The organism is Kineosporia sp. NBRC 101677, from assembly GCF_030269265.1.
Taxonomy (GTDB): Bacteria; Actinomycetota; Actinomycetes; order Actinomycetales; family Kineosporiaceae; genus Kineosporia; species Kineosporia rhizophila.
Window position 1 is genome coordinate 189,374 of the sequence record NZ_BSTA01000013.1, and the last position, 26,410, is coordinate 215,783.

A 26,410-nucleotide genomic window follows, 5' to 3' on the forward strand; every position below is an offset into this window, starting at 1 on the left:
CTGAATCAGTGCCTGACGTTGCCCCCCTGCAGTCCGCGGACCCGACGCAGGTGGCCGGCTACCGGCTCACCGGCCGTATCGGCGCCGGTGGGCAGGGAGTGGTCTACCTGGGCGTTTCCCCCGACAACGAGCTGGTCGCGGTCAAGATGCTGCGGGTGGAGGACGAGCGCTCGCGCGAGCAGTTCGCCAAGGAGGTGGCCTCCGCCCGGCGGGTGGCCCCGTTCTGCACCGCCCAGATCCTCGACTTCGACATGCAGTCGCAGCCGCCCTACGTGATCAGTGAGTTCATCGAGGGCCCCTCGCTGCAGCAGTACGTGAGCGAGCACGGCCCGATGTCCGGCACCCGCCTGCAGCGCCTGGCCATCGGCACGGCCACCGCCCTGGCGGCGATCCACCAGGCCGGGGTGGTGCACCGCGACCTGAAGCCGGCCAACGTGATGATGTCGCCGGAGGGCCCCCGGGTCATCGACTTCGGCATCGCCCGCGACCTGTCGAACGACACCACCAAGGTCAGCAAGCTCTTCGGTACGCCCGCCTACATGTCGCCCGAGCAGTTGCGCGGTGAGCGGGTCGGCCCGGCCACCGACCTGTTCGCCTGGGGGTCGGTGATGGCCTTCGCCGCCACCGGCCGCGCCCCGTTCGAGGCCGAGCACATGATGGCGGCGATCACCAAGATCGCCCACGAAGAGCCCGACCTGACCGGTGTGCCGCCCGAACTGCTGGCCGTGCTGCGCCGGTGCTTCAGCAAGGACGCGGCCTACCGGCCCACGGCCCAGCAGGCACTGTCGATGCTGCTCGGGCGGCCCGACCAGACCGACGCCCCCGACCCGACCGTCGTCCTGGCCCAGGCCACCCAGCTGGTGGAGGCGTCCACGACCGGCCCCACCATGGGGTACGCCGAGGGGCGCACGGCGGTTGCCGATGCCGGGGCGATGGGCCATCCGGTTGCGGGCAGGCGTCCTACTGGCACCTCAGGTCCGGTGAGTCCGGGGGTTCCATCTGCAGACGTCCCACCCTGGGGAACGCCCGCCGGTTCCGGCGGGCGGGCCACGGGAACTGCTCAGGGGCATGCGCCTTCGGCATTTCAGCAGGGTGGTCAGTACTCGCCGCCCAGCACTCCGCAGCCGCAGCAGTACCAGCCGCCCGCTCCTTCGCCGCAGCCGCAGTGGGGCGCGCCGGGACGGGGTGCTGGTGGCGCGGGTTCCGGATTCCCGAGCGCTGGGGTGTCAGGCAGCGGAGTTCCGGGCGCTGGGGTGCCGGGCAGTGGGGCGCCGGGTGCTGGGTCGAACGTTCCCGGGTCGCAGCACAGCTTGGGGCAGCACGGTTCTGGGACGCATGGTTCCGGGGCGCAGAACGGCACTGGGTCTCAGTCTGGTTCCGGTGCGCAGATTTTCGGCGGGTCGCCGGATATCCAGCGGCCTGCCCCGCAGAACTGGCAGCCCAGTCCCCGGCCCGGCAGCTATCCGCCGCCGCAACCGCAGCAGCCCCAGCCGCAGCAGTGGGGCCCTCCAGGTCAGCAGCCGGCCTGGAACCCGAAAAACCAGCAGGGGCAGCAAAGTCAGCAGGGACTGCACGGTGCGCCTAATCGGCACAGCGCACCTAGCCAGTACGGCGCGCCCGGGCAGTCCGGCGCACCCGGCGCACCCGGCGCACCCGGGCAGTCTGACGGGCGCGGCCAGTCCGGCACGCGTGGGCAGTCCGGCGCGCCAGGGTTGCCCGGCGTGCATGGCCAGTCCGGCATGCATGGCCAGTCCGGCACGCATGGGCAGTCCGACATGCGCGGCCAGTCCGGCACACACGGCCAGTCCAGCTCGCACGGCCAGCGGGGTCCGCTCGGCGGCCCGCAGCCGCCGATGCCTGGCCCGGCCCAGCGCGCCGGCAACGGTGGCCCGGCTCTGCCTCCTCCCGGCGGGAACGGCGGCTGGAACCAGCCTCCTCAAGCCTGGGGCGGGTCGAACGGTGGCCGCCCGGGTGGGGTTCCGGGTCAGCGGCCGGGCACTCCAGCGCCCAACCGCGGCCGTTTTGCCGTGCTCACTGCCGTCGTCGTGCTCACCCTCCTGGTGGGAGTCGGCCTCTACAACCTCGGCAACCAGGGCACCGAAAGCCTGAACGACACCAAGGGTTCGACCTCCAGCGAGTCCGGCGGGTCGAAAGACGCAGCCGATCCGGAGGCGTGCGGCGGCCGGATCAACGTCGGTGCCGACCAGGGTGACGACTCCGCCTGCGACACCGCCGGTTCCGGTGCGGTCGAAGACGCCGAAGACACCGAGGACGCGGCCGTCGAGGACGGGGACAAGCAGGCAGCGGCGGGAACGCTGCCCTACGAGCTGGCGGGTTCCTGGGAGGGCGAGGTCACGCAGTACAGCGGCACCGTGACCACCTGGACGGTACGGCTGGACCTGAAGGGCGGCAAGAAGAAGCCCGGCACGATGGAGGCCGTCGATCTGGGCTGCCGTTCCAAGGTCTCGGTGACCAGCGTCGCTCTCACCACCGTCATTCTCCGGGCTCCGGTGAAGGAGTCGGACAACAAGAACGGCACCTGCGCGCCGCTCGGCGAGGTCATCCTGCTGCTCGACCCCACCGACCCGGACAAGGCCACCTTCACCTGGCAGGACAAGAACAACGCGGCCAACGTGGGGTACGCCGAGCTCGAGCGGGTGGACTGACCGTCAGGCCGGTCAGCTGACCGGTTCCTCGGCCGTCCCGGAGTCGCCGCAGCTGACCCCGTGCGCGATCTTGGCGCTGGCCGAGTCGTTCCCGTGCTCGCCCAGTTCGGCCACCGTGCCGTTGTCGGCCCGGGCGCCCTCTTCGCTCAGGTCGATCCGGGTCCGGGTGATGTTCTCGTAGCCCTCGCGCTCGGCGGCCGTGGCCAGATAGCCGGCCAGGTACAGCTTGTCGTTGGCCATCGGGCAGGCCACCCCGGTGCCGTACGAGCCGAAGCCCAGGTCGAACGTGTACTGCCCACCGGTCTTGTCCTTGGTGGCCACGATCTCGCAGTCGATCACCGCGTAGAGCGCGGCGGTGCGGCCGGTGCTCAGCAGGATGATCGCCGAGCCGTCCCCCAGCCGGTTCGCCACGGCGACGGCCGACTGCGGGCTGCCGCTCTGGAACACGGTGGACATCACCCGGCCGCTGGCCGTGCGCACCCCGAGGCGCCGCTTGTTGCCGGTGTCGGCCAGCCAGAGCTCGTCCTTGGCCCCGTCACCGTCGAGATCGCCCACCTGTGCGCCCGCGGCCTTGGCGGGGACCTTCCCACCGCCCTCGGGGCAGCCGCCGTCGGCCGGCATCGGAGAGTCGTCGGTGGCCGATTCGGCCGGCGACGTGGTGCTGGTCTCGCTGTCGTCCGCGGACGCCGAGGGGTCCGCCACCCCGGCCGGCCCGGCCGTGGCGCCGGTCACGTTCTGCGGGGTGCTTTCGGCGCCGCAGGCGGTGAGAGCGAGCAGGAGAGCGGGGGCGAGGGCCGCAGCGACGCGTGCGGTTTTCATGGTGCGTCCTTCCGAAGAACCCGGACTGTGCAACGGGGGTCAGAGCTTGGATGCAGCGACCGGGCGAAAAGTTCGCTGGTAGCCGGGCTACTGCAGTTCCAGACCCTCGATCACCGTCTGGGCGGACCAGGTGTCCGAGCTCTGCCGGATCTGCATGTACACCCACTGGTCGCCGTCGACCGCCTTCAGGTGCACCTCCTGGAGCACCCGCTCGCCGCCGGAGCAGCCGTTCCAGGTGCGGTAGGAGCCTTCCCAGCGCTCGCCCGAGTACGCCACCGGCTCACTGCCCTCGCAGTCCTGGTGCTTGATCGCCTCGACCTTGCCGGGCAGGTCCTTGCTGGTGCTGAGCCCGACGAACACCCCGTTCACGTCCTGCGTCAGGTCCGACCAGAGCTTCACGTCCTCGGCCAGCAGCAGGCCGGAGGGCTCCTGCTTGCCCTTCAGACCGATCGAGGCGGGCGACCAGCCGGTGTCGACCGACTCGTCACCGAACCTGGACGGCACGGTCAGGCGGAGCACCCCGTCGGCGCTCTCGGCCGTGATGTCCTTCTCTCCGCGCGTCTGCCAGTACCTGACCGCGCCCACACCGGTCGCCGCGGCCAGCGCCACCACGAGCACCATGGTCGCGATCCAGCGCGCCCGCCCCGGCCCGTTGGACCGGCCGGAGGACGACGACGCCGGCCTGGCGCCCTGACCTGGGTGACCCGGCTGACCTGCTTGACCATGGTGACTAGGGGCGTAGCCCTGGTTCCCCTGGTTTCCGGGCGCATAGCCCTGGTGGCCGGAGGCGTGGGCCTGCGGGCCGGACCCGTACCCCTGGCCATACCCCGGGGAGAAGGCCTGTGCGGCGTTCTGCGGGCCGTTGGAGTCGTAACGGGACCGGGACTGGGCCATGGCCTGGTTGGGCGGCCCCAGCGGCTGGGTGACGTCCTGGCCCGCGGGCCGGGCCGACGGCATCGGCGTGGACCGGTGGGCGGCCGGCGCTGCGGCCCGGGTGGGCCCGGCCTGGGTCGGATCGGCCGTTCCGAAGGCCCCCACCTGCTGAGCGCTCGCCGGCTGACCCCAGTTCGACCCGGAGCGGGCCGGATCGGACCAGCCCGGATCGGACCAGCCCGCAGCCCCACCACCGTTCGGACCCGAACCGGTCGCCTCCCGCCCCTCGTACGTCCAGCCCGGGGTGGGGCTGTCCGGGGTGTTGTTGCCAGCCGGGGAGCTGGGGGTGGGGGTCGGCGACTCGGCCGGCGGCCGGACCGCGGCCACCGAGAAGTCTTCCGGCAGCTGGGCCGCGAGCTGGTCGAACCGCTCGGCCAGGCTGCCCGCGTCGGGCCAGCGGTTCTCCCGGTCGCGCTCGAGCGCCGACAGCATGGTCTGCAGCACCGGCAGGGGCAGGGCGGCCGGCATCTTCTCGGCCATCACCAGCGGCAGGTAGGGCTTCTGCGCCGTCATCAGGTAGAAGGCGAACGCGCCCAGGCTGTACACGTCGGCCCGGACGTCCACCCCGATCTGGGGCTCCATCTGCTCCGGGGCCATGTAACCGGCCGAGCCCACCGACATCGTCACGCCCGAACCGTGGGCCAGGCTCTTGGCCACCCCCAGGTCGGCCACCAGCAGCCGCTCGCCACCGCCCCGCCGCGACTTGATCAGCACGTTCGAGGGCTTCAGGTCGCGGTGCACCACCCCCGCGTCGTGCAGTTCGGCCACCCCCCGGGCCACCTCGGCGGTGATCCGCAACGCCTCGGCCAGCGGGTACGCCCCGTTCGCCTTGACCCGGTCGGCCAGGGTGCCGGCGTCCGCGTACTCCATCACCAGGTAGGGCCGGCCGTCCTCCAGCTCACCGATGTCGAACACCTGGACGATCCGCTGGGACGCCGCCTGACGCAGCATCCGGGCTTCCCCCAGGAAGCGTTCACGCAGGTCCAGGCGGTCGGCCCAGTTGTCGGCCATGACCTTGACGGCGACTTCGGCATCCAGTGACTCGTCGTGGGCGAGCCACACCACGGCGAAGCCACCGGAGCCGAGACGACGGACAGGCCGGTATCGACCGATCAGCTCGGGCAGAGGCATGGCAGCATCATGCCGCTATGACCGACGTACCCGAAGAGCCCGCCGCCCCTGAGGGCGCCGCTGCGCCCGGTAGTGACCGGATCGATACATTGGCCCGGGCCGCCGCGACCGGTGACGACGCAGCTCTGAACGAGTTGCTGGCCCTGATCCAGCCCGAGGTCCTGCGCCGGGCCGGAAAAATGCTGCCCCATCGGGAAGACGCCGAAGAGGCCGCCCAGGACGCCCTTCTGCAGGTCGCCCGCCGGATCGGCAGCTTCGAGGGCCGCAGTTCGTTCCGCACCTGGCTCTACGTGGTGGTGACGAACGCCTCCCGGCAGACCTACCGGGACCTGAAACGCAGAGCAGGCGAACGGCCACTCACGGTGGAGGAACAGGTCCGCCCTGACCCTCGGCGCACGAGCGTCATCGCAGGGTCACGGATCGACCTGCTGGAGGCGCTGGAGTCCCTGGAGGGCTCGCACCCCCAGCTCGTGCTGCCCTTCGTCTACCGGGACCTGGCCGACCTGGAGTACGAGGAGATCGCCCGGCGCCTGGACCTGCCGCTGGGTACGGTCAAGTCCAGGCTGAACCAGGCGCGGCAGGAAGTGCGCCGCCGCCTGACCCGCTGAGGCCTTCTAGAGGAACACGTCCAGCGTCGCGCCCAGGGGCAGTTCCTGACGGGCCTGCTCCGGCGCGCCGCCGGCCGAACCGGTGTCGGGCTCGGCCGTGCCGGAGCCCCCGGCCCCGCCCGCACCCATCGCGAACGAACTGCCCTTGGCCGCGTGCTTGTCGAACCCGTGCGTCCGGTTCTCGGTGCTGGTGGCGCCCACCGAGTGAGCCTGGTGCACCGAGTCCTTGGCAGCCATCGAGGCTGCGGCCTGCTCGGCCGCCGAGCTCAGCTCCGAGGAGTGCAGCACGCTCGACGGGATCAGCTGGCGCTGCATGTGCACGGCGCCGTAGCTGCTGAACACGTTGTGCTGATTGGCAATCGGCATGACGCTCAAGGGGATCACCGCCGTTCTGGTAGAGGTCGCTCTCGTCGTACCTTTCGGATTCCCCGGCCCCAGGCTTGAGCCGGCACCGGGCGCTTCATCCGGTCGGCCCCGTGAGGCTCTGGAAATGCTGTGCCCCAAGCCTGCCTCCCCGCGTCCCGGCCGACCAGCCGCCGTACGGGTTCACCCGTGTAGTTCTATAACTCTTGACTCATTGTTCTAGAACTCTTACGGTGAACCGCATGACCTCCCAGCCCGTCACCATGACCGAACCCGCCGCCGACGGCCGGTTCGGGGCCTTCGGCGGCCGATTCGTGCCCGAGGCCCTGATCCCGGCCTGTCGCACTCTGGATCGCGAATTCCGCCAGGCCTGGGCCGATCCGGCGTTCCGCGGCGAGCTCACCCGCACGCTCGGCCTCTACGCCGGCCGCCCCACCCCGGTCACTCCGGCCACTCGGCTGTCGGCCGAGCTGGGGGTGAACCTGCTGCTCAAGCGGGAAGACCTGGCCCACACCGGATCGCACAAGATCAATAATGTTCTGGGGCAGGGGCTCCTGGCCCGGCGGATGGGCCGCACCACCCTGCTGGCCGAGACCGGGGCGGGCCAGCACGGCGTGGCCACGGCCACCGTGGGTGCTCTGCTCGGGCTGGACGTCACCGTGTTCATGGGCGCGAAAGACGTCGAGCGTCAAGAGCTGAACGTGTTCCGGATGGAACTTCTCGGCGCCGAGGTGGTTCCGGTCACCTCGGGAGGCCAGACCCTTGCCGACGCCACCAGCGAAGCGTTCCGGCACTGGGTCGGACAGTCCGAGACCGCGCACTACTGCATCGGTTCCACGATGGGGCCGCATCCCTACCCGTGGATGGTGCGCGAGTTCCAGCGGGTCATCGGCGAAGAGGCGCGCGGCCAGTGTGCTGCTCTGCTGCCCTCGGCGGTGCCGGACGTGGTGGTCGCCTGTGTGGGTGGCGGATCGAACGCGGCGGGCACCTTCGCAGGTTTCGTGAACACCTCCGCCCAGCTCGTCGGGGTCGAGGCCGCCGGGGGTGCCGCGATCGGGCAGGGAAGCCCGGGGATCCTCCACGGTTTCGAGTCCTACCTGCTGCAGGACGACGACGGTCAGGTTCTGGAGGCCCACTCCGTCTCGGCCGGGCTGGACTACCCCGGCGTCGGCCCGGAGCATGCGTACCTGGCCGACTCGGGCCGGGCCCGGTACGTGTCCGCGACCGATGACGAGGTGCTTGCCGCTCTGCGGAAACTGGCTCGCATCGAAGGAATTCTGGCTGCGTTGGAGAGTTGCCACGCTCTGGCCTGGGTGCTGCGGGCCGCCGGCACCGCTGAACTCCCCACCGGGTCGAGCGTGCTGCTCACCCTCTCCGGTCGCGGCGACAAGGACGCCGCTCAGGTCAGGGAGCTGCTCAAGTGACCAGAACCGAGGCTGACAAACGTCCATTGTTGGAAACCCGTCTGCGCACCCGCCGAGCCGGGAATCGCAAACTGCTCGTGCCCTACGTCACCGCGGGCGTCGTGGGGGACTGGGTGTCGCTGGTGGCCGAAATGGCCGCGGTGGGAGCCGATGCGATCGAGATCGGGCTGCCGTTCTCCGATCCGATGCTCGAAGGGGTCACCATCCAGGAGGCCTCCCAACGCGCGCTGGATCAGGGGATGACCACCGACCGTGCCCTGGACGCGATCGCCGAGCTCGATCTCGATGTCCCCTTGGTGGTGATGACGTACAGCAATCTCATCCGTCGTCGCGGTCCGGCCGAGTTCTGTCGTCGTCTGGCCGAATCCGGCGTCTCCGGAGTCATTCCCGTGGACACGCCGGTCGACGAGGCTCAGCCCTTGGTCGATGCGGCTCGCTCGGCGGAGATCGAGACCGTCCTGATCGCGGCACCTTCCACCTCGTCGGAACGTATTGCGCAGATTGCCGAACTGGGAAGCGGTTTCGTCTACGCGTCAACGGTGATGGGAACCACCGGGGAACGGGCGGAGCTGGGAGAGCAGGCGGCGGCGCTGGCCCGGCGGGTGCGGGAGAGCACCGACCGGCCGGTGTTGCTCGGGTTCGGCATCTCCGGTCCCCGCACGGCGCTCGAGGCGGCGCGGCACGCCGACGGGGTCGTGATGGGTGCCGCGCTCATGCGGCGGGTGCTCGAAGGGCAAACGATGGACGAGGTCGCCGGGTTGGTCGGTCAGGTCAGGTCGGCGCTCGACGCAGGTTGAGCGGCCGGGCCACTCACGATTGTCGGTGCCGGGGGCTACCTTCGTGCCGTGGCTCAGGACGGGTGGATCCGCGCGGTCGAGATCGTCGCGGTCGTGGTGGTGCTCGTGGTCGGGGTGCTCGCCATCCGGCGGCTGCGGCGCAGTCCCGACCTGGGCACCGCGGCCGAGCGGGCCACCTTCGACACACTGCACACCGCCTCGCTGGCCGCGCCGCCCTTGCGCGACGGCCTCACTCCCGAGGGTGCGCAACGGGCCATCCGGCATTTGAGGACGCTTCTGGGCACCCCGGCGGTTGCGCTCGCCGACAGCTCGCGGTTGCTTGCCTGGGACGGCGAGGGTGCCCACCATCAGCACCAGGCGCTCCGGCATGCGGCCGGAGCGATCGCCAGCGGGCGTACCAGCGTGCTCAGCCCCGCGCAGATCGACGGGGAAGAGGCCTGCGGGGTGCTCGACTGCCCCCTGCGCAGCGCCGTGGTCGCCCCGTTGACCAGCGGTGACACCGTGGTGGGGGCGCTGATCGCCTACGGCGGGCAGGTCAGTGCCGCGCTGGTGCGGGCCACCGGAGAGGTGGCCACCTGGGTCTCCGCCCAGATCGAGCTGGCCGAGCTCGACCGCTCCCGCACCCGCGCGATCGAGGCCGAGGTGCGGGCGCTGCGGGCGCAGATCAGCCCGCACTTCGTGTACAACTCGCTGGCCGCGATCGCCTCGTTCGTGCGCACCGATCCGGAGCGGGCCCGCGAGCTGCTGCTGGAGTTCGCCGACTTCACCCGCTACGCCTTCCGCCGCGGCGGGGAGTTCACCACACTGGCCGACGAGCTGCGCAACATCGAGCGCTACCTGGTGCTCGAGCAGGCCCGCTTCGGCGACCGGCTGCGGGTGCGGCTGCGGGTGGCCCCGGAGGTGCTGCCGGTGGCGGTGCCCTACCTGTCGGTGCAGCCGCTGGTCGAGAACGCCGTCCGGCACGGGCTCCAGGCCAAGGAGGGCGGCGGCCAGATCACCCTGGGGGCGGCCGATTCCGGGGCCGAGGCGCTGATCTGGGTGGAGGACGACGGGGTGGGGGCCGATCCGGAGCTGATCGAGCGGGTGCTGGCCGGGGCGGCCCGGGGCAGCGAGTCCGAGTCGGTCGGCCTGGGCAATGTGGACGCCCGGCTGCGCCAGGTGTTCGGCGACCGGTTCGGGCTGGTGGTGGAGACCGCTCCGGGGGCGGGGACAAAGGTGAGCTTCCGGGTGCCCAAGTACGCTCCCGGAGTTCACGCCGGGCCGCCCGCACCCTAGGCTTCCAGGCATGGCGATGACGCCCCTGCGCGCCCTGGTCGTGGACGACGAGCCCCCGGCCCTGTCCGAGCTGGCCTGGTTGCTCGACTCCGACGAGCGCATCGGCCGGGTCCTGACCGCGGACAGCGGTGCCCAGGCCCTCCGCGTGCTCGAGAACGAGCAGGTCGACGTCGTCTTCTGCGACATCTCGATGCCCGGGCTGGACGGGCTGGACCTGGCCCGGGTGCTGGCCCGCTTCGCCACCCGCCCGCACCTGGTCTTCGTCACCGCCTACGAGCAGCACGCGGTGGAGGCGTTCGACGTGCAGGCGGTCGACTACGTGCTCAAGCCGGTCCGGGCCCAGCGGCTGGCCGAGGCGGTGCGCCGGGCGGTCCAGGCGCACTCCGGCCCGGCCAAGGTCAGCACCGAGGTGGACGAGGACATCGCGGTCGAGCTGGGTGGGGTCACCCGCTTCGTGCGCCGTTCCAACGTGCTCTTCGTCGAGGCCGCGGGCGACTACGCCCGGCTGCACACGGCCACCGGCAGCCACCTGATCCGGGTCCCGCTGAGCACCCTCGAGGAACGCTGGGCCTCGGCCGGTTTCGTCCGGATCCACCGCAGCACCCTGATCAACGTGCGGCACGTGAACGAACTGCTGATGGACGCCGGTCGCTTCCACGTCCGGCTCGGCGGGCACACCCTCACCGTCAGCCGGCGGCACACCCGGCAGGTGAAGGACCTGCTGATCCACCGGGACCTGAGATGACCGGGCCACCGAGGATCCGGGTGACCAGCCCGCGGATGTCGGCCCGGCAGCGTCCGGAGGCGCGCCCGGCCACCCGCGAGATCGACGAGCAGACCGAGGTCGGCGAGGTCTACCTGAACGCCCTGCTGCGCTCCCAGTTGCGTCCCGCGCTGGCGGTACTGGCCGCCGTCCTGCTCGGCCTGGGCAGCCTGCCGCTGCTCTTCCTGCTGCTGCCGGGGGTGGCCGGGCACCGGGTCGGCCCGGTCACGGTGGCCTGGCTGGTCCTCGGGGTGGCGGTGTTCCCGCTGCTGTTCGCGGCGGCCTGGTGGCACGTGCGCGCGGTGGAGCGCGCCGAGCGGGACTTCACCGAGATCATGCACCGTAAGTGAGCACCTGGATCGCGGTGCTGGTGGTCTGTGCCACCACGCTCGGAGTCGGCGCGCTGGGGCTGCGGCTCTCCCGCACCACCAGCGACTTCTACGTGGCCTCGCGGATGGTCAGCCCGCGTTGGAACGCCTCCGCGATCGGTGGCGAGTACATCTCCGGGGCAAGCTTTCTCGGGGTTGCCGGGCTGATCTTCGCCACCGGCAGCGACATGCTCTGGTACTCGATCGGCTACACGGCCGGCTACGTGGTCCTGCTGACCCTGGTGGCCGCGCCGCTGCGCCGCAGTGGCGCCTACACGCTGCCCGACTTCGCCGAGATCCGGCTGCGTTCGGCCGCGGTCCGCCGGGCCACGGCCGTTCTCGTGGTCGGCATCGGCTGGCTCTACCTGCTGCCCCAGTTCCTCGGCGCCGGGCTCGCCCTGCGCACGGCCACCGGGGCCCCCGGATGGGTCGGCACCGCGATCGCGGTGCTCGTGGTGGTGGCCAACGTGACCGCCGGCGGGATGCGCTCGGTCACCTTCGTTCAAGCCTTCCAGTACTGGCTGAAGCTGACCGCGATAGCCCTCCCGGTCGTCCTTCTGTTGTTCGTCTGGCACTCCGACGGCGCCATCAGCCCGGCCGACGTGGCGGGCGAGGCCTGGGTGTCGCCGTTCGGCGGAGACGGCGACGACCACCCCGTCTACCGCACGTACTCGCTGCTCCTGGCTCTGCTGTTCGGCACCATGGGCCTGCCGCACGTGCTGGTCCGGCTCTACACCAACCCCGACGGCCCGGCCGCCCGCCGCACCGTGCTCACCGTGATCGCCCTGCTGGGCACGTTCTACCTGTTCCCCCCGCTGTACGCCGCGCTCGGCCGGATCTACGCGGGCGACCTGCTGACGTCGGCCAACTCCAACGACGCGATGATGCTCCTGCTGCCCGGCCGGATGCTCGGCGACCCGTGGGGCGACCTGGCCGCGGCCCTGCTCACCGCGGGTGCGTTCGCCGCCTTCCTGTCCACCTCCAGCGGGCTCACCGTCTCGGTCGCCGGGGTGCTCAGCCAGGACCTGCTGCGCGGCCGCTGGCGGGCCAGTGTGAGCGGCTTCCGGGTCGGCGCCGCGCTGGCCGTGCTGGTCCCGGCCACGCTCTCCCTGCTCGGCGTGCGCACCGGCCTGGCCGACACCGTCACCCTGGCCTTCGCGGTGGCCGCGTCCACCTTCTGCCCGCTGCTGGTGCTGGGCATCTGGTGGCGGGGGCTCACCCAGGCCGGGGCGCTGGCCGGTCTGGTCACCGGCGGGCTGCTGGCCAGCGCGGCGGTGCTGCTCACCGTCTCCGGGGCCGTGGCAGGCGGCTGGCCGGCCGCCCTGCTCGGTCAGCCGGCGGCCTGGACGGTACCTACCGCGTTCGCCGTGATGGTGGGGGTGTCGCTGCTGACCAGGACCACGCGCATCGCCGGGGTAAACACGATCATGGTGCGGCTGCACGCACCGGAGTCGCTGGAGCTGGACCGGGGCGAGAGCTAGGCGCCGTTCGTCCCGATATTTCCGCCGTTCGTCGTGAACCGGATGGCCGCACGTCGACCGGCCCCTGCCACCCGCCGAGGTGACCGCGGTCACCCCTACAGCTTTGCAGTGACCCGCCTCACAGTGGGCGCGTCCGTCCTGCGGGTGTGCGACGGCGCACACCCGGGTCAGCGAAGGAGCTGTGATGTCAGACGCCCCGCCCCCACTCAGCGGTTACGAGGAGGTGCAGGCCAGCGAGGAGTTCCAGGCCCTGCGCACCCGGTTCCGCCGGTTCGTCTTCCCGCTCACCGGCCTCTTCCTGGCCTGGTACTTCCTCTACGTGGCGCTCAGCGCCTACGCGCCCGACTTCATGAGCACGGAGGTGATCGGCCGGGTCAACATCGGCCTGATCATCGGCCTGCTGCAGTTCGTCTCGACCTTCGCGATCACGATGGCGTACGCCCGGTGGGCCGACAAGAACTTCGACCCGACCGCCGACCGGCTGCGCGAGCACATGGAACGGGGTGAGGTGAAGTGATCATCCGCAGCGCAGCCACCGAGACCGATGTCGGCAGCCCGGCCGTCAACATCACCATCTTCCTGATTTTCGTCGCGGTCACCCTCGCGGTGGTGCTGCGGGCCTCCCGGAACAACCGCACCGCGGCCGACTACTACGCCGGCGGGCGGGCTTTCACCGGCCGGCAGAACGGCATCGCGATCGCCGGCGACTACCTGTCGGCGGCCAGCTTCCTGGGTATCGCCGGAGCCATCGCGACGGTCGGCTACGACGGCTTCATGTACTCGATCGGCTTCCTGGTGGCCTGGCTGGTCGCCCTGCTGCTGGTGGCCGAACTCCTGCGCAACACCGGGCGTTTCACCATGGCCGACGTGCTCAGCTTCCGGCTGCAGCAGGGGCCGGTGCGCACCGCGGCGGCGATCTCGACCCTGGTCGTCTCGTTCTTCTACCTGCTCGCCCAGATGGCCGGCGCGGGCGGCCTGGTGAACCTGCTTCTGGGTGTGCAGGGTTCGGGCGTGCAGAACCTGGTCATCGCCGTCGTCGGCATCCTGATGATCGTCTACGTGCTGATCGGCGGCATGAAGGGCACCACCTGGGTGCAGATCATCAAGGCGGTGCTGCTGATCCTGGGCGCCGGCCTGATGACGATCTGGGTGCTGAGCCGGGCCGGGCTGAACTTCTCCGAGCTGCTCGGTGACGCGGCCGCGGCCTCCCCGGCCGGGCAGACCCTGCTGGAGCCCGGCCTGCGCTACGGCCTGACCGACACCACCAAGCTGGACTTCATCTCGCTCGGCCTGGCCCTGGTGCTCGGCACCGCCGGCCTGCCGCACGTGCTGATGCGCTTCTACACCGTGCCCTCGGCCAAGGAGGCCCGGCGCAGCGTGGTCTGGGCGATCTGGCTGATCGGCATCTTCTACCTGTTCACCCTGGTGCTCGGCTTCGGCGCGGCCTGGCTGGTCGGGGCCGAGAAGATCATGGCGGCGCCCGGCAAGGCGAACTCGGCGGCCCCGCTGCTGGCCTTCGAACTGGGTGGGGAGCTGCTGCTCGGAGTGATCGCGGCGGTCGCCTTCGCCACCATCCTGGCGGTGGTGGCCGGTCTGACCATCACCGCGAGTGCCTCGTTCGCCCACGACGTCTACGCGAACGTGATCAAGAAGGGCTCGGTGCGGGCGGACGACGAGGTCCGGGTCGCCCGGATCACCGCGGTGGTGATCGGCCTGGTGGCGATCGTCGGCGGCATCTTCGCCAAGGACCAGAACGTGGCCTTCCTGGTGGCTCTGGCCTTCGCGGTGGCGGCGTCGGCGAACCTGCCGACCATCCTGTACTCGCTGTTCTGGAAGCGGTTCAACACCCGCGGCGCGCTGTGGAGCATGTACGGCGGTCTGCTCTCGGCGATCGTGCTGATCATCTTCTCCCCGGTGGTGTCGGGGAAGGTCGGCCCGGACGGGGCGTCGCTGTCGATGATCACCGACACCGGCATCGACTTCCACTGGTTCCCGCTGGACAACCCGGGCATCGTGTCGATCCCGATCGGCTTCTTCCTGGGCTGGCTGGGCACGATCACCAGCAAGGAGGTCGGCTCGGCGGCCAAGTACGCCGAGATGGAGGTGCGCTCGCTCACCGGGGCCGGGGCCGAGAAGGCCGTGGAGCACTGAGAGTCAGCCGAAACGCCAGGTGTGCGTGACCTCTGAGGTGCGGCGGTCGGTGACGATCCGCAGCCGCTCGTCGAGGATGGTGGCGGTGTCCACCACGTAGGCCCGGCCCGTTCCGTCGAAGGTCGTCCGGCGCATCACCAGCGCCGGGCGGCCTTCGGTGGTTCCGTTCAGATCGGCCAGCCGGGAGCTGAGAGCCTCTGCGGTGAGCGCCTCTTCGGCCCGCTCCGGCCGGGTGCCCCCGGCCGCGGCGATGGCCGAGTACAGCGGGGTCAGCTCGAAGTCGACGTCTTTCAGGGCCTCGGCCCAGGGCTGCGGCACCCAGGAAACCTGGTGCAGCAGAGGGATTCCGCGCACCGAGCGCAGCCGCTCCAGCCGCAGCGCGGGATCCTCGGCCTCCAGCCCGAGCTCGGCGGCGACCGGGCGGGGCAGCCGCCGCACCTGCCGGGCCAGCACCTCGGTGCGCAGCGGCACCCCCTGGGCGTTCAGCTCGTCGGCCAGGCTGCGCAGGTTGGCCTGGTCGTGCGCCACCTCGGGCGGGACCACGTAGGTGCCCCGGCCCGGTCGCTGCTCGATCAGGCCCTCGTCCTGCAGCACCTGAAGGGCCTGGCGCAGCGTCATCAGCGTGACGCCGTACTGCTCGCTGAGGGTGCGCTGGGGAGGAAGGGCGCCGTCCGCGCCGAAGTCACCGGCGCGGACCCGCTCGGCCAGGTCCGCCGCGATCCGGCGGTACTTCGGTTCGGCGGCCACGCCCCCAGATTAGGCCCAGCCGCCCCGCCCGCCGAGCGCGCACCCGGCTCCCCCCGGGGCAGACCCTGGCGCGGTGACCGACCCCACCACCCGCCGAATCCTGTCCTGCTGGTCAGTCGCCGGTTGCGGGGCGCTCCGCGGGCGACCGCCGACGCACCTGATGGCACTCGCGGAAAACCACTACGCCGCCCGGACCCGGACCCGGCCCTTGCCCGCCCTGCTGGGCCCGGCCCAGACCCGCCCTGGATCCGCCCGGCCCAGACCCGCCCTGCTGGACCCCCTGCTAGCCCCCCTGCTGGACCCCCTGCTAGCCCCCCTGCTGGACCCGCCCTGCTGGACCCAGACCCGCGCCTACTGCACCCGGCACTTGCCGGGCCCAGACTCGTTCCTACTGGACCCGGTCCTTGCCGGGGCCCAGACTCGCCCCCTACCGGCCCCGGCCCTCGCCGGGGCCCAGACTTGGCCCTACTAGTCGCGGCTCTCTACTGGACCCGGCTCTCTACTGGACCCGGCTCTCTACTGGACCCGGCTCTCTACTGGACCCGGCTCTCTACTGGACCCGGCTCTCTACTGGACCCGGCCCTCTACTGGACCTGGCCCTCGCTGGGCTCAGACTCGCCTCTACCGGACCCCAGCCATTACCCGGCCCCTACCAGGCTGGCCATTACCGGGCCTTGCCAAGGCCGGCACTGGGCACCCTCGCGCCAGTTCTGCTCACCTGCGCAGGCCCGGGTCGACGACGTGTACACCTGGCACACCTGGTACCTCGTGTACACCTGGCAGGAAAGCGACCACACCCTGCGCCTGGCTGCCAAACTGTCGTACCCGGGTGCGATGCTCGAAACATGACGTCGCAGAACACTGCCCACCAGTTCGCCGAGCTGCACCGTGCCGGTGCCCCGGTCCTGCTCCCCAACGCCTGGGATGCGGCCAGCGCGGTGCTGATCGCCGCCGCCGGCGCCCCGGCCGTGGCCACGTCCAGCGCCGCCGTCGCCTGGGCCCTGGGCAAGCCCGACGGTGAGCACCTGAGCCGGGCCGAGGTCGCCGCCGTGGTGGCCCGCATCGTGGCCGCGGTGTCGGTCCCGGTCAGCGCCGACATCGAGGCGGGCTACGGCGCCGCGCCCGAAGAGGTGGCGTCCACCGTCCAGGCGGTGATCGAGGCCGGTGCGGTCGGCATCAATCTCGAAGACTCCAAGGCCGACGGCACGCTCTACCCTGCCGACGAGCAGGCCGCCCGGGTGGCGGCGGCCCGGGCAGCGGCTGCGGCGGCCGGTCTGGAGAGCTTCGTCATCAACGCCCGCACCGACGTCTACCTGCGCGGCATCGGTGCGGCCGAGGGCCGGCCGGCTGAGGTCCTGCGTCGTGGTCAGGCCTACGCCGAGGCCGGGGCCACCTGCCTGTTCGTGCCCGGCCTGGTCCACCTGCCCACCCTCACCGACCTGGTCCCTCGGGCGGCGCTGCCGATCAGCGTGCTGGCCGACCCGGCCGGGCCCACCGTGGCCGAGCTGGCCGCCACCGGCGTGGTGCGGATCAGCCTGGGCACGGCCCTGGCCGAGGCCGCCTACGGTCTGGCCCAGGCCGCCACCCGCGAACTGCTGGAGAGCGGCACTATGAAGACCCTTGTCGGCTACCCCGGATTCGGCGAGGTCAACAGCAGGTTCCGGGCGTGACCAGGGGTGGGCTCAGGGCCGGCGCCGCGGCTCTGACCAGGTCCGGCACCACAGCTCGCACCACAGGTGGGACCGCGCCCGGGGCTCCGCCGGCGACGCGGGCTGCGTCTGCGGGCTCGGCTGTACCTACGGGTGAGGCTGTGCCTGCAACTGAGGCTGTGACTTCGAGTGGGGTCGCGGCGTCGACGCGGGATGGCTCGGCGGGCGGGGCTGCGCCTGCGATTGAGGCTGTGCCTGCAAGCGGGGATGTGGCGGCGGGCGGGGCTGAGCCTGTGAATCGGGTTGTGCCTGCGACCAAAGCTGTGGCTTCGAGCAGGGCTGTGTCTGCGAGCGGGGTTGCGGCGGCGACGCGGGATATGGCGGCGACGCGGGATATGGCGGCGGCCGGGGCTGGGCGTGCGCGTCAGGTTGTGCCTGCGACCCAAGCTGTGGCTGCTGGCGGAGCTGTGGCTGCGAGCGGGGCTGTGCCTGCAAGCGGGGATGTGGCGGCGGGCGGGGCTGGGCGTGCGCGTGGGGTTGTGCCTGCGCCCCAAGCTGTGGCTGCTGGCGGAGCTGTGGCGGCGAAGCGGGCTGGGTCTGTGAGCGGGGCTGGGTCTGCGGGCGAGACCGCGGGGCGGGCCGTGGGCGGTGGGGGCCGGGCGTTGCACGAGGACTCCGAGCGGTGCGTGCGCATCGTTCAGGCCAAGGACGAGCGCTTCGACGGCTTCTTCTGGACCGCAGTGGTCACTACCGGTATCTACTGCCGTCCCAGCTGTCCTGTGGTCCCACCCCGACCGAAGAACATGCGCTTCTACCCCAGCGCGGCCGCCGCCGCGGGGGCGGGGTTCCGCGCGTGCAAGCGGTGCCGCCCCAACGCTGCCCCCGGTTCGCCCGAGTGGAACGTGCGGGCCGATCTGGTGTCTCGGGCCATGCGTCTCATCGCCGACGGCGTGGTCGATCGGGATGGGGTGCCCGGCCTGGCTGCCCGCCTGGGCTACAGCGTGCGTCAGGTCGAGAGACACCTGATGGCCGAGGTCGGGGCCGGGCCTGTGGCCCTGGCCCGGGTGCAGCGGGCGCAGTCCGCCCGTCTGCTGATCGAGGGCACCGGCCTGCCCTTCACCGAGATCGCCCTGGCGGCCGGGTTCAACAGCATCCGCTCGTTCAACGAGACGGTGCGCGAGGTCTACGCGATGACCCCGGGTGAACTGCGCTCAGCTCCCCGGCCGAAGGCGGGCATCCGCGGCGCCGCCTTCCGGGCGGCCCCGGCTGAGGCTGTGGTCGCGAGCAAGGCCGGCGTGGAAAAGGCCGGGGTTCCTGAGACTGGGGCAGAGGTGGCCGGGGTGGACGTGACCACTGGCGGGGTGACCGGAGCCGGAGCCGCCGGCACCATCGTCCTCAAACTGCCCTTTCGCCAGCCCCTCTGCCCCGACAACCTGTTCGGCCACCTCGCGGCCACCGCGGTCCCGGGCGTGGAGGAGTGGCGCGACGGCGCCTACCGCTGCGCCTTCCACCTGCCCGGTGGGCACGGGATCGCCGCCCTCAGTCCCCGGCCTGACCACATCGTGTGCCAGCTCTGGCTCACCGACCTGCGCGACCTGACCGCCGCGATCAGCCGGTGCCGGTGGCTGCTCGACCTCGACGCCGACCCGGTGGCGATCGACGAGCAGCTCTCGGAAGACGAGGTGCTGGCCCCGCTGGTGGCCAAGAACCCGGGGCGCCGGGTGCCTCGCGTCACCGAGCCGGAGCAGTTCGCCGTGCGGGCGGTGCTCGGCCAGCAGGTCTCCACCGCGGCCGCCCGCACCCATGCCGCCCGGCTGGTCCAGGCCCACGGCCGGCGCATCGACGATCCGGCGGGCGGCCTCACCCACCTGTTCCCGACGAGTCAGGATCTGGCCACCCTCGACCCGGAGACCCTGGCCCTGCCCCGCACCCGTCGTCAGACCCTGCTCAACCTGATCGAGGCGCTCAACACCGGTGCGCTCGACCTGCGCATCGGCGGCGACTGGGACACCGCCCGCGAGCAGCTCTACGCCCTGCCCGGATTCGGCCCTTGGACGGTTGAATCGATTGCGATGCGGGCCCTGGGCGACCCGGACGCGTTCATTCCCGGAGACCTGGGCATCCGGCAGGCCGCACAAAAGCTCGGTCTGCCGGAGAAACCCGGTCCCCTCACCACCCGGTCCCAGGCCTGGCAACCCTGGCGGGCCTATGCGGTGCAACACCTTTGGGGGACGAGCGATCATGCGGTCAACCGGATGCCGACCTGAATTCTCGCTCTGAGTGACGACATAATCACGGGAAGCTATTACTGACCGAATATTTCTCCGCCCGTCCAGGAAATCCCGTCGGAATACGGAGGTCGGCACGGGGTCAGGTAAACACCTGATTCGGCATTCTTTTCTTCGTCAATCGCTGCAGCACAGGGAAAACTGTTGTCACGGACCTGATCGCGGGAGCGTGATAGGAGGGACGCCGGTTCTGCCCGTACCGGTGGGGCGCTCTTGCGGTCAGGTCTTGCAGGACTCAGTTCCTGCGGGATGGGGCCGGCTCAGCGGTCGGTCAGCTCCCGGGCGTGCAGAATCACCACCGGGTCCTGCCAGAACGACGAGTGGAAGTGCGTCGGCGCCAGCACTCGGCCGTGTTCCGGTTCCAGCGAGGGCGGGTCCAGGCTGATCACGTCCACCTGGCCGCAGTCCGACGGGCGCAGACCGGGTTCCGGCAGGCCGAACACCCAGCCACCGATGTAGTCGCTGCGCCGCACCACATTGCGCCAGCGCGGCCGGGGCGGTTCCGGGGCGCGTACGTTCTCCGGGGCGGGTTCCACCTGGGAAGGCGGCGGAGGGTCGCTGCGCGCCTGGTCGGGCTCCGGCCCGCTGAGCAACTCGCGCAGGGCGACGGCGGCCTGGTACCCGAAATAGGCCGGGAAGGCCCGTCCGTAGAGCCTTCTCACCGGCGCGGCCAAGGTCAGCAGTGAGACCCGGCCCAGTACGTCCTCCGGAAGTTGGGCGATCACAGCCGCGCAGATCACCGTGCCCTGGCTGTACCCGGTGAGCAGGACGTGCCGGGGCATCACCTCGATCGCGCCGGGCGACTCGCCGGGCACCGGGGTGATGTGCCGTTCGGCCCGGCGGGCGCCGGTGAGCACCCAGATCCGGTCGACCACCTCCGGTACCGCCTGCTCGGCGTAGCAGGGCGGAGCCAGCGGATGGACGGCGCGGGGCCAGAAAGTGCCTACGTCCCAGATGATCCCGATGGTCTTGCGGGCGTTGGGGGAGCGGATCTGCGCGCGCAGCAGCCACACCCCCGAGGCGGCCAGCAGACCGCCGATGAAGACGCCGATCGTGGGCACCACCCCGGCGATACCCAGGAACGCCTGCGACGTACCGGTGATCGCCAGTCCTTCGAAGATCCAGAAGAAGATCGCCCAGAACACCGTGATCCCGGCAATCACCCCGGCCACGTGGTCGGTCAGCGAGGCCAGCGCCCAGTTCCGTGCCACCTTGGCCACCGCCTCACGCGGGGCGTCGCGCTCGTCGGGCGGGTACCAGTCCACGACTCGGTCCGGCCCGCCGTCCAACTCCGGGCCGGCACCTCCCGCACCCATGAACCGGTTCGTCAGCCGGCGGTAGCGCACGTACAGCAGCACCCCGATGACGGTGGCCGGGATCAGGTTGAACGCCGCTCCGGCGGAGTAGGCGATCATCGAGTCCGGCACCAGGATCGAGTCTTCCGGGCGGAAGTCGACCTTGTGCAGGATCTGCCCGCGCGGCTCTCCGAACAGCCGGGCCACGGCCAGGTTCAGCGCTGCCGTCAGGACCCCGCCCAGAAGCACGCCGAGCAGAGCGATGAACGGTGCGGCGTAGCCCCGCAAGAACGGTTCCCAGCCGGCCGGGCTCGCCTCGTGCGAGCGCCGCACCAGCACGGCGACCAGTCCCAGCAGCGCCAGGACCAGGCCGAACTGGGTCACGGTGAGCACGTTCAGGGCACCGGGCAGGCCGTACGGGGCCTGCGTGGGGCTCCGCGGCGCGTCGTCGATCACCCAGGGCGAAGCCACCACCCCGGCCAGCAGCACCAGGGCCGAGACCCAGGCCAGAGCCTGGAAAGCGGTGGCGAAGCGGGCCGTGTCGTCGCTGCCGCCGACCGTGTCCCGGTCGGCCACGAACCCGGCCAGCAGGGCCGCCCCGGTCAGGATCACCGCGGAGACGGCCAGCTGGATCTGCTGCCACAGGCCGAAGGTCTGGGTGCAACTGGCCAGGGCCAGCGAGACCGTGGCGAAGGCGACCGCGATGTGGGTGTTGCGCAGCCGTTTGGCGGCCGCCGCACCTCGCCAGAAGCCGCGGTCGCGCAACGTGAGCCGGCCCGGCGGCAACCGGTCGCGGCGCTTCTCACCGTCCACCTGGATCCCCGGCGCGTAGCTCCCGCGCTCCGGGCAGAACGCCTCGTAGTGCCCGGCGGTGGAGGCTCCCGCGTACCAGAGACCGCAGACGATGGCGGCCACCGCCACCGTGGCCACCGACATCCGGGTGGCCGTGGAGGCCTCGGTGTACCAGCTCAGCCACCACCAGGAGATGCCCAGCCGGGCGATGCCGTTCTGCCAGGCGACGGTGGAGTGGAAGAGCGTGACCAGGCTGCCCACGAACTGTGCAGTGGCGGCCAGGGCGAGCAGCCGGATCACCACCCGGGCCAGGGCGTGGGCACTGCACAGCCGACGGCCGCGGCCCTTCGCGTGCCCCGGCGGCAGCATGTAGTACGAGACGTTGTAGAGCATGAACGGCAGGAGGAGCAGCCAGGAGGCCGAGGCCAAGGCCCGTCGCGTCAGTCCGCCCCAGACGTAGGCCTCCAGCGGCCAGGGCACCGAGGCCCGGGCCACCCCGTCCGGGCTCCATCGCCGGTAGAAGGCAGTGGGATCGGTGCCGCCCACCTTGACCACGTTGGGGTGTTCCAGCACCACGGGGCCGGTGCTGCCGGCCACCCCGTGGATCCGCAGCTCCAGGGGCAGGCCCGGTTCGTCTTCCCACTGCTGGTCGACCAGGGCCCCGGCCCGTGCGGCCTGCGCCGGGCTGGTCAGATCGTCGCCGTCGTACCCGTAAGGACTTTGCAGGCCGAGCGAGATCCCTGCCATTGCGCCGGCGCCTCCCCGTTCCTCGTCCGACCGTCCGGCCGGTTACACCTGGGCCTTGCCGGCCTCCACGGCCAACTGGTCGACCAGGTCGTTCATCTCGTCGCCGGAGTGCCCCTTGACCCAGCGGAAGGAGATGTCGCCGCGCTCGCGGAACGCCTCGATCAGCGGTTCCCACAGGTCCCGGTTGGCCACCGGCTTCTTCTGGCTGTTCACCCAGCCCCGGGCCAGCCAGCCGCGCCACCACTCGTCCCGGAAGCAGTTCACGACGTACGTGGAGTCGCTGACCACGACCAGCGGGCCCTCCAGCGCCTCGATCGCCTTCAGCGCGGCGCTGACCTCCATCCGCTGGTTGGTGGTCTTCGCCTCACCCCCGCTGCCCTGACGGCCGTCCTTCGTGGCCCAGGCCCAGCCGCCCGGCCCGGGGTTGCCCGAGCAGGCGCCGTCGGTCCAGACCTCGAGTGCCCCGTCGATCGCGGCCATGTCAGGTTTGCGCACCTTGGTGCCGGACGACTTGGCCACGGTCCGGCCCAGAGGCCGCGCGCCGGCGGCGGCCTCCAGCCCGGGCAGCAGGGCCTCGTTCTCGCTCGCCGCAGTGGCACAGCCGGTGTGCACCCATCGCTGCGCAGCCTTGGAGATCTCTTCCCCGGGCATGATCCGGCCCGAGCACTGGGCGCAGGTCGTGGGGAAACGGGCGGTCATCGGCATCGCGCCAGTCTAGGGACTGCGCAGTGGATCACCGGGAGCACCGGGCCCGGCCGCATGTGCGGTTTCGTCCCCTCCGGACCCGTGATTGGCTCGACGGACGGAAACAGGTTCGGTCTCGAGTTCGTTAACACCGTCTGAACAAGATTCGTCCGGTTCGTGAAGCGCAGTTGTTCACCTTGGTTGTTTATGGTGGCGGCTCGGGGTACCGACCTAGGTGGGTACCAGCTGCCGGACACGCTGCTGAACCTGTGGCGACCAGCGCAGACGATTCCAAGGAAAGGACAGGTCAGTGGCAGCGGGAACGCATCACGAGATCGAGATCAAACTGGACGCCGATCCTGACTTCGCGCTCCCCGACCTGGCCGGTCTGCCCGGTGTGGCCGCCGTGAGCGAGGAGCAGGAGCACCTCCTCGAGGCCACCTACCTGGACAGTGAGGACTTCCGGCTGATCCGCGGCGGCACCACCTTGCGCCGCCGGACCGGGGGTGCCGACGCCGGCTGGCACCTGAAGCTCAAGCAGCCGATCAAGGGCGACGAGGCGGACAGCCGGCTGGAGATCCGCAAGCCGCTGGGCCGCAGCGTCCGCACCGTTCCGGCCGCCCTGCTCGGCCTGGTCCGGGTGCAGCTGCGCGGTGCCCCGGTGGCCCCGGTCGCCCTGATCTCCACCCGCCGGGTCGTGCGCGAGCTGCTGGCCGAGGACGGGACGGTGCTCGCCGAGGTGGCTGACGACCTGGTCAGCGCCCACTCGCTGGGTGAGGAGACCGAGGCCACGGCCTGGCGCGAGATCGAGGTCGAGCTGGTCGAGGGCGACCTGGAACTGCTCGCCGCGGCGCGCGAACTGCTGCTCGGCAGCGGTGCCCGGGCCTCGGACGTGCACTCCAAGATCAGCCGGGCGCTCGGCCGCCGGCTGGGCACCCCCGACCCGGCCGAGCTCGAGGCCGAGGACCTGGACCAGATCGTCCCCTCCGTGGAGGACCTGCTGATCGAGCCGGTTTCCCGCAAGAAGAAGGGGAAGAAGGACAAGCGCGTCAAGGTCGTGCAGCCGGTCCAGACCGTGGTGGTCGCCCCGGTCGCCGCCGGGGACGTGGCCCACGACTACCTCACCGGCCAGTTCGCCCAGCTGACGGCCATGGACCCGCGGGTCCGGCTGAACCAGGAGGACGCGGTGCACCAGATGCGGGTGGCCACCCGCCGCCTGCGCACCGCCCTGGCCACCTTCAAGCCGCTCTTCGCCGAGGACTCGGTCACCGAGCTGCGCGAGGAGCTGAAGTGGCTGGGCTCGGACGTGCTCGGCCCGGTCCGCGACGCCGAGGTGATCCGCGAGAAGCTGCTGGCCGACGTGGCCGCCCTGCCCGCCGAGCTGGTGCTCGGCCCGGTCGCCCGGCGCATCCGGCTGGAGATGAACGCCGAGTACAAGTCCGCCCACAAGGAGGCGATCGCCGAGCTCGACGGTGACCGCTACCTCGCGCTGGTCGACGCGCTGGAGGCGTTCCTGGCCGACCCGCCCTACACCGAGCGGGCCAGCAACCCGGCCTCCGACGAACTGCGCAAGATGGTCCGCAAGGCCGCCCGCCGGGTCCGTGACCACGTCGACGTGCTGGCCGGCGAGACGGTCGGCAGCCCGGAGCACGACTTCCACCTGCACGAGGTCCGGATCAAGGCCAAGCGGGCCCGCTACGCGGCCGAGGCGGCCCGGCCGGCGATCGGCAAGCAGGCCAAGAGCGTGGGCAAGGCGATGGAGGGCATCACCGAGACGCTCGGCAACCATCAGGACGGGGTGGTCCAGCGGCAGTGGCTGCGCGATCTCGCGGTGCGGGCCTTCGGGGCGGGCGAGAACGGATTCACGTTCGGTCTGCTGCACGGCCGGATCGCCGGGGCGGCCGAGCACGACGAGAAGTTGTTCGCCGCCGCCTGGGAAGAGGCCCGCGCTGCTCTCGCGGTCTGGCCGGGCTGACGTAAATCTTGCGAAATCGCCGGTCAGCGGCGGGAAATCGCTGACCGGCGAAAAGCCTGGGGCAGGGGTGCAGGGTGGTCGCCGATTGGTCAGGGCACCCGTCCACGCCGGTAAAGTCGCTGTCGGCACATGCCACTCAGCAGCTCCCCGGGAGAGAGACGATGACCACCGACTTGGGCGCGCAGGACCTCACCGCGCTCCTCGACAGCGCTCGGCAGGACTACTCGGAGCTGGCCGGCCGCGGCCTGAAGCTCGATCTCACCCGGGGTAAGCCGTCGCCCGACCAGCTCGACCTCGCCGACGACCTGCTCACGCTGCCCGGCAGCAAGCAGTTCAAGGCCGCCGACGGCACCGACACCCGTAACTACGGTGGCCTCAACGGCCTGCTGGAGCTGCGGGAGATCTTCGCCGGCCTGCTCCAGGTGCCGGTGGCCCAGCTGGTCGCGGCGGGCAACTCCAGCCTCGAGCTGATGCACGACGCCTTCGTCCAGGCGCTGCTCAGCAAGCTGCCGGGAGCCGAGTCCCGCTGGGTCGACGCGGGCCCGATCAAGTTCCTGGCGCCGGTGCCCGGTTACGACCGGCACTTCTCGATCTGCGAGCGGTTCGGCATCGAGATGATCCCGGTGCCGATGGACGAGAACGGTCCCGACATGGACCTGGTCACCCGCCTGGTCGCGGACGACGCCTCGATCAAGGGCATCTGGGCGATCCCGAAGTACAGCAACCCCACCGGCGTCACCTACTCCGACGAGGTCGTCCGGCGGCTGGCCGAGATGCCCACCGCCGCACCGGACTTCCGGATCTTCTGGGACAACGCCTACTCGGTGCACCACCTCACCGACGAGCGGGTCGAGATCGCCGACATCCTCGGCCTGGCCACCGCCGCCGGCCACGCCGACCGGGTGTTCGTCTTCGGGTCCACCTCCAAGATCACCCTGGCCGGGGCCGGCGTGGGCTTCTTCGGCGCCTCCGAGGCCAACGTCAAGTGGTGGCTGAGCAACCTCAGCAAGCGCTCGATCGGCCCGGACAAGGTCAACCAGCTGCGGCACGCCGCCTTCCTGGGCAGCGCCGAGGGCGTGCTGGCGCACATGGACAAGCACCGCGCGGTGATCGGCCCCAAGTTCGAGGCCACCCTGCGCATCCTCGGTGAGCAGCTGGGCGGCACCGGGCTGGCCACCTGGACCGAGCCCAAGGGCGGCTACTTCGTCACCCTCGAGGTGCCGGAGGGCTGCGCGTCGGCGGTGGTGGCCCGCGCCGCCGAGATCGGTGTGGTGCTGACCCCGGCCGGTGCCACTCACCCGCTGGGCCAGGACCCGAAGGACTCGGTGATCCGGATCGCCCCGACCTTCCCGGGTCTGGCCGACCTCGAGGCGGCCGTGCAGGCGCTGGCCACCTGCGTGAAGCTGGTCGGTTACGAGCAGCGGCTCAAGCAGCAGTAGAACCCCGCACAAACC

General features: G+C 71.2%; 20 protein-coding genes. 14 read left to right on the forward strand and 6 right to left on the reverse strand.

All coding sequences use genetic code 11. The features are described 5' to 3' along the window. The first annotated feature begins 8 nt into the window (after positions 1-8). A complete protein-coding gene (locus QSK18_RS30650; RefSeq protein ID WP_285626372.1) occupies positions 9-2,666 on the forward strand; it encodes a serine/threonine protein kinase in 2,658 nt (885 codons plus the stop codon). A gap of 12 nt (positions 2,667-2,678) precedes the next feature. Here QSK18_RS30650 and QSK18_RS30655 read toward each other — a convergent pair whose 3' ends face one another. After that, positions 2,679-3,485: a hypothetical protein gene (locus QSK18_RS30655; RefSeq protein ID WP_285626375.1), complete on the reverse strand. Its 807-nt coding sequence runs from the start codon at positions 3,483-3,485 to the stop codon at positions 2,679-2,681. A gap of 87 nt (positions 3,486-3,572) precedes the next feature. Beyond that, positions 3,573-5,549, reverse strand: coding sequence for a serine/threonine-protein kinase (locus QSK18_RS30660; RefSeq protein WP_285626377.1), 1,977 nt, complete (start codon positions 5,547-5,549; stop codon positions 3,573-3,575). 17 nt (positions 5,550-5,566) lie between these two features. Between QSK18_RS30660 and QSK18_RS30665 the strand changes: the two genes are divergently transcribed. Continuing rightward, positions 5,567-6,157, forward strand: a complete 591-nt coding sequence (locus QSK18_RS30665) for an RNA polymerase sigma factor (RefSeq protein WP_232814660.1) — start codon at positions 5,567-5,569, stop codon at positions 6,155-6,157. Between the two features lie 6 nt (positions 6,158-6,163). Here QSK18_RS30665 and QSK18_RS30670 read toward each other — a convergent pair whose 3' ends face one another. Continuing rightward, the gene (locus QSK18_RS30670; RefSeq protein WP_285626380.1) at positions 6,164-6,523 is read right to left on the reverse strand and encodes a hypothetical protein; all 360 of its coding nucleotides are present in this window, start codon (positions 6,521-6,523) and stop codon (positions 6,164-6,166) included. A 239-nt stretch (positions 6,524-6,762) separates the two neighbouring features. Here QSK18_RS30670 and trpB point away from each other — a divergent pair, with 239 nt between their 5' ends. The 8 genes from trpB (at position 6,763) to QSK18_RS30710 (ending at position 14,779) form a co-directional block, all read left to right on the forward strand. Beyond that, positions 6,763-7,944, forward strand: a complete 1,182-nt coding sequence (gene trpB / locus QSK18_RS30675; RefSeq protein ID WP_285626382.1) for a tryptophan synthase subunit beta — start codon at positions 6,763-6,765, stop codon at positions 7,942-7,944. Further along, on the forward strand, positions 7,941-8,741 hold the full coding sequence (gene trpA, locus QSK18_RS30680) for a tryptophan synthase subunit alpha (RefSeq protein WP_285626384.1): 801 nt from the start codon (positions 7,941-7,943) through the stop codon (positions 8,739-8,741). The genes trpB and trpA overlap by 4 nt, the downstream gene beginning before the upstream one ends. Positions 8,742-8,789: 48 nt before the next feature. Continuing rightward, complete coding sequence (locus QSK18_RS30685; RefSeq protein ID WP_232814657.1) at positions 8,790-10,016, forward strand: sensor histidine kinase; 1,227 nt, start codon at positions 8,790-8,792, stop codon at positions 10,014-10,016. 10 nt (positions 10,017-10,026) lie between these two features. Then, the gene (locus QSK18_RS30690) at positions 10,027-10,761 is read left to right on the forward strand and encodes a LytR/AlgR family response regulator transcription factor (protein WP_232814656.1); all 735 of its coding nucleotides are present in this window, start codon (positions 10,027-10,029) and stop codon (positions 10,759-10,761) included. Between the two features lie 20 nt (positions 10,762-10,781). Continuing rightward, a complete protein-coding gene (locus QSK18_RS30695) occupies positions 10,782-11,129 on the forward strand; it encodes a hypothetical protein (protein WP_232814655.1) in 348 nt (115 codons plus the stop codon). Beyond that, complete coding sequence (locus QSK18_RS30700) at positions 11,126-12,628, forward strand: sodium/solute symporter (protein WP_285626388.1); 1,503 nt, start codon at positions 11,126-11,128, stop codon at positions 12,626-12,628. Before QSK18_RS30695 ends, QSK18_RS30700 begins: the two co-directional genes overlap by 4 nt. A 184-nt stretch (positions 12,629-12,812) precedes the next feature. Next, a complete protein-coding gene (locus QSK18_RS30705) occupies positions 12,813-13,145 on the forward strand; it encodes a DUF485 domain-containing protein (protein ID WP_232814653.1) in 333 nt (110 codons plus the stop codon). Further along, a complete protein-coding gene (locus QSK18_RS30710; RefSeq protein ID WP_232814652.1) occupies positions 13,142-14,779 on the forward strand; it encodes a monocarboxylic acid transporter in 1,638 nt (545 codons plus the stop codon). The genes QSK18_RS30705 and QSK18_RS30710 overlap by 4 nt, the downstream gene beginning before the upstream one ends. 3 nt (positions 14,780-14,782) lie before the next feature. Here QSK18_RS30710 and QSK18_RS30715 read toward each other — a convergent pair whose 3' ends face one another. Further along, positions 14,783-15,526 (reverse strand): GntR family transcriptional regulator, encoded by a 744-nt coding sequence (locus QSK18_RS30715; RefSeq protein WP_285626391.1) that lies wholly within the window; start codon positions 15,524-15,526, stop codon positions 14,783-14,785. An 845-nt stretch (positions 15,527-16,371) separates the two neighbouring features. On the opposite strand from QSK18_RS30715, the gene QSK18_RS30720 reads away from it, so the two are divergent. Both QSK18_RS30720 and QSK18_RS30725 read left to right on the forward strand, forming a co-directional pair. Further along, positions 16,372-17,196 (forward strand): isocitrate lyase/PEP mutase family protein, encoded by an 825-nt coding sequence (locus tag QSK18_RS30720; RefSeq protein ID WP_285626393.1) that lies wholly within the window; start codon positions 16,372-16,374, stop codon positions 17,194-17,196. 641 nt (positions 17,197-17,837) lie between these two features. Further along, on the forward strand, positions 17,838-19,442 hold the full coding sequence (locus tag QSK18_RS30725; RefSeq protein ID WP_352396693.1) for a DNA-3-methyladenine glycosylase 2 family protein: 1,605 nt from the start codon (positions 17,838-17,840) through the stop codon (positions 19,440-19,442). Positions 19,443-19,723: 281 nt separating this feature from the next. Here the strand turns inward: QSK18_RS30725 and QSK18_RS30730 are convergent, their stop codons facing one another. Both QSK18_RS30730 and QSK18_RS30735 read right to left on the reverse strand, forming a co-directional pair. After that, positions 19,724-22,297, reverse strand: a complete 2,574-nt coding sequence (locus tag QSK18_RS30730) for a hypothetical protein (RefSeq protein WP_232814649.1) — start codon at positions 22,295-22,297, stop codon at positions 19,724-19,726. Positions 22,298-22,339: 42 nt separating this feature from the next. Next, positions 22,340-23,002 carry a ribonuclease H family protein gene (locus QSK18_RS30735; RefSeq protein WP_232814648.1) on the reverse strand — a complete coding sequence of 221 codons (663 nt, stop codon included), beginning with the start codon at positions 23,000-23,002 and terminating at the stop codon, positions 22,340-22,342. A 289-nt stretch (positions 23,003-23,291) separates the two neighbouring features. Here QSK18_RS30735 and QSK18_RS30740 point away from each other — a divergent pair, with 289 nt between their 5' ends. Beyond that, on the forward strand, positions 23,292-24,956 hold the full coding sequence (locus QSK18_RS30740; protein ID WP_232814647.1) for a CYTH and CHAD domain-containing protein: 1,665 nt from the start codon (positions 23,292-23,294) through the stop codon (positions 24,954-24,956). A gap of 161 nt (positions 24,957-25,117) precedes the next feature. Beyond that, positions 25,118-26,395, forward strand: coding sequence for an aspartate aminotransferase type Ic (locus QSK18_RS30745; protein ID WP_285626397.1), 1,278 nt, complete (start codon positions 25,118-25,120; stop codon positions 26,393-26,395). The last annotated feature ends 15 nt before the right edge of the window (positions 26,396-26,410 follow it).

Bases quoted from the DNA above. Each gene is read 5' to 3' on its own strand.
- QSK18_RS30730 (WP_232814649.1), bottom strand. From the start codon at position 22,297: ATGGCAGGGATCTCGCTCGGCCTGCAAAGTCCTTACGGGTACGACGGC.
- QSK18_RS30670 (WP_285626380.1), bottom strand. From the start codon at position 6,523: ATGCCGATTGCCAATCAGCACAACGTGTTCAGCAGCTACGGCGCCGTG.
- trpB (WP_285626382.1), top strand. From the start codon at position 6,763: ATGACCTCCCAGCCCGTCACCATGACCGAACCCGCCGCCGACGGCCGG.
- QSK18_RS30690 (WP_232814656.1), top strand. From the start codon at position 10,027: ATGGCGATGACGCCCCTGCGCGCCCTGGTCGTGGACGACGAGCCCCCG.
- QSK18_RS30720 (WP_285626393.1), top strand. From the start codon at position 16,372: ATGACGTCGCAGAACACTGCCCACCAGTTCGCCGAGCTGCACCGTGCC.
- QSK18_RS30655 (WP_285626375.1), bottom strand. From the start codon at position 3,485: ATGAAAACCGCACGCGTCGCTGCGGCCCTCGCCCCCGCTCTCCTGCTC.
- QSK18_RS30745 (WP_285626397.1), top strand. From the start codon at position 25,118: ATGACCACCGACTTGGGCGCGCAGGACCTCACCGCGCTCCTCGACAGC.
- QSK18_RS30705 (WP_232814653.1), top strand. From the start codon at position 12,813: ATGTCAGACGCCCCGCCCCCACTCAGCGGTTACGAGGAGGTGCAGGCC.
- QSK18_RS30665 (WP_232814660.1), top strand. From the start codon at position 5,567: ATGACCGACGTACCCGAAGAGCCCGCCGCCCCTGAGGGCGCCGCTGCG.
- QSK18_RS30735 (WP_232814648.1), bottom strand. From the start codon at position 23,002: ATGCCGATGACCGCCCGTTTCCCCACGACCTGCGCCCAGTGCTCGGGC.
- QSK18_RS30660 (WP_285626377.1), bottom strand. From the start codon at position 5,549: ATGCCTCTGCCCGAGCTGATCGGTCGATACCGGCCTGTCCGTCGTCTC.